The 3,130-nt window shown below is 40.3% G+C and carries 2 protein-coding genes and 1 pseudogene; all 3 read left to right on the forward strand.

Translation table 11 applies throughout. The features are described 5' to 3' along the window. Positions 1 to 226: 226 nt before the first annotated feature. The 3 genes and pseudogenes from QUA40_RS28155 to QUA40_RS28165 all read left to right on the forward strand — a co-directional run bounded on the left by QUA40_RS28155 (position 227) and on the right by QUA40_RS28165 (position 2,093). Positions 227 to 703 carry a hypothetical protein gene (locus QUA40_RS28155; RefSeq protein ID WP_333131927.1) on the forward strand — a complete coding sequence of 159 codons (477 nt, stop codon included), beginning with the start codon at positions 227 to 229 and terminating at the stop codon, positions 701 to 703. Then, positions 687 to 917: a hypothetical protein gene (locus QUA40_RS28160; RefSeq protein ID WP_333131929.1), complete on the forward strand. Its 231-nt coding sequence runs from the start codon at positions 687 to 689 to the stop codon at positions 915 to 917. The genes QUA40_RS28155 and QUA40_RS28160 overlap by 17 nt, the downstream gene beginning before the upstream one ends. A 62-nt stretch (positions 918 to 979) precedes the next feature. Beyond that, positions 980 to 2,093, forward strand: a pseudogene (locus QUA40_RS28165) (IS630 family transposase). Positions 2,094 to 3,130 lie beyond the last annotated feature (1,037 nt).

The raw sequence follows: 3,130 nt of genomic DNA on the forward strand, positions 1-3,130 counted from the left end.
CTTTTTTTGGCATGGCTATTTTTGCTCGATTTTTTCAGCAATTATAACAGACCTATGACAACCGGATTCCGTATAATACATAAAAATAGGATTATGTCAAGTACCTTTATGTTGATTTAAGGAATTAAACCTTTAAAAAAAGTGATAGAGTAAGTTTATTCCTTGCAATTGCGCCGACCACGCCCGATCGTAAGTGAAAATAACTATAAAATATGGCTAGTCTGTCATGCTCGTGCAACCTTCAAGAGCCTTTTGTAAAATCACATTTTTTAAGGCATTAGCACTTGGTCTTTCAATTGCAGCTATTTGCCCCGAACCGCTAACAGCTCTAAGTGTTGGCGAGTGGAGGGTTGCTGCTGACTCAGGGGTGCGATCGCCAATTTTTAATGATAATTTAACAAATCAAGAAACAGGAGCAGATCGCGATCGGCTTCGTAATTTATACTCGGGTTCCGAATTAGATATAGACAGTAAAGATCCCGAAAACAACATCCGGGAGTTTGATGGATGGACTGAAACTCAGGCCCCTGAAAGTCTCGCTCAGTTGCCGCACCGAGGAGAAAACAGACAAGAATTTCCCATTCCCAACCCGCTGCCGCGAAATTTGCCTCTCCTCCAAAAACCCGCGCCCCCAGCGCCCCTGCTTCCGGCAGAACAGCTTTTTGAAGTAGTTGGCAGCACCGTCTTTGCAAGGAATAATTAGACGCCACACTCAAAGACTTTGTAGGCCGCCCGCTCACTTTCGCTCAACTGCTACAAGCTCGTTCAAAAGCAATATCGCCTGGCCGCCGTTTGACACCCTGGAGATTGAGGCGTCGGGGCGCACTTATGAGTTGACTTATCGCCAGCCGATCGTGCAAACTCCGAGAAGACAAATCGCGATCGGTATCGGTGCTGGCAGTCGAGAAAAGCGATAAGTTGTTGTGCATTTAAAACGCATATTGGTATAATATAACATAATGATATTCAGAAAAAGTGAATGCCTGCTAAAAACTTTCTAAGTTCCGAAACAAAGGAAACTCTTCAACAAGTATTAAAACAGCATGAGCATCCAGACATTCGGCAAAGAGCCTTAATTTTTTTGTTACTAAATAACGGAAACACACAAGCTCAAACTGCTGAACTAATTGGATGTTGTCTAAGAAAAGTTGCTTATTGGAGTATTCATGGTGAACCTGAAAATTTAGACAGTTTTAAAGATGATAGGATGAAGGGTAACTACCGAAAAGCCACAGAAGAATACATTAATTTACTTCTAGAGACAATAGAAGTAGAACCTGAGAAATATGGCTATGAATTCGGGAGATGGACAACAGCTAGACTTGCCATACATTTAGGAAAACACACAGGAATTGAACTGAGTAGCACTCAAGTAAGGAGGATTTTAAAGTCAAAAAACTATGTTTACCTCTGGGCGAAATATAGCTTAGAGGATAAACAAGATACCGTAGAGAGGGGTTTATTTAAAGATAAATTAGCTAAATATCTAAAAATAAAAAAAGAATCTTCAAACCTTTTACAGGTATGGTTTTGGGACGAGAGTGGATTTAGTTTAAGAGTAATCAGAAGGAAGAACTGGTGTAAAAAAGGGACTCGAAGTAACATTCATAGGAGATCGACGAAAAGGTCGTATTAATGTCATGGGTGGAGTGAGATATTCAGATAAAAAAAGATGGGTAGATTTTATTCCATCTGGGAATTCGGCTAATTTTTATGCAGTGCTAAAAAACTTTTATGAAAATTTAAAATGAGAGTGGATATTGCAAGGAAATTTAGCCGAAGACTTTAAAGATAAAGGCTGTAAGTTTGTGATAATTTTGGACAACGCTAGTTTTCCTAAAAAAGCCGAGACTTTGCAGAAAATAGCGTCAGAAATGCCTAATCTAATCATAGAGTTTTTGCCCAAATATAGCCCTGACTATAACCTTGTTGAATTAGTATGGCATTCTGCCAAGGAATATGTTGCTAATAGATTATTTGAATCCATTGAAAAACTAGAATCACTGTTACATAAACTTTTAAATGAAGGAGAACTAATTATAAAATGTAATCGAGAAATAAAAAATAAAGGTAACTTGGTTAATGCAGTTTAGATGTCGAACAGCTTACATCTTTGCTAGAAGAGGATTTTCCGCTGTCGCCAGGAGCGGATGAGGGAGGTGGAACTCGGGTTTCGGCGCTAAGGCTGCTTCAGGATTTTAACCAGACGGAAGAGAAAGATGTCTGGCGGCGCGATCGCAGTTCAGTCTGGGAGTGGGACCTTTTGGCGCTCAAGTGAGCAGCAGCGGGCCTGAAAGTGAATTTTTGGCGTGGCGGGGTCAATTCTAGTACGGGCGGTTGTTTGTTCGTGAGACGCTGCTGGTGGTGCGATCAGAGGTGCAGTTGGCTGGGTGAGAACTTTTGCCGATCAAACAATTTGGTTTGCGTGGCTCGGATACGGTGCGGGGCTAACATTAGGATGCTTTGCTGGGCGATAGCGGGATTTTTGCTTCAGCCAAGTTGCGGTATCCGATGATTGGTATTAAGTAGAGCCAGACGAGTTTACAAGAGCGCGGGTTGTATTTTTCTGGAGAATTCAAACCTTTTTAGGAAAGCAGCCGTTTTGCCCTTGGCGGAAATAAGCAATTCCGCTATATAGTAATAAGTATCATTGGGTACTCATCGTTAGCTGCCAAAAGTGTATTTTACTGATAATTTTTAAATTAAACTATGTCTAAGGTGCGGTTGCTACTTTTAAGTTCTTTTTCTTCTGGTTTTGGGCTTTGCTCAATCATTTTCGCAATATTTACGATGATTTCAAGGCTGTCGTTTACGTCTTTTTTTATCTTTGTTTTAACTTTGGTATTTTTTGGAATTAATTTGCTTTTTGCTTGGCACTATTATACATCGGTTACCAAGCAGTTGAGTGTTAAAACTAAAAGAAAAGCTAGAATTTAGCGGTTGTGAAGCATAAGCAAACAAAGGCACGGAGAGTTTTTTAGGAAATTTTAACTGAAAGGAAAACGCCTCTGGGTTAAGAAAACTATCTAGCTCTAAGCCATAATTATTTAAGGTCTAATTAGGGCTTGCTGAATATATCGATCGCACTTGAGGTAGCCTGGGTTTTGAGCGCGCGATCGAGAATAAAGTG

Origin of the sequence: Microcoleus sp. Pol11C3 (assembly GCF_036701485.1) — a bacterium.
In the GTDB taxonomy this organism is placed as follows: domain Bacteria; phylum Cyanobacteriota; class Cyanobacteriia; order Cyanobacteriales; family Microcoleaceae; genus Microcoleus.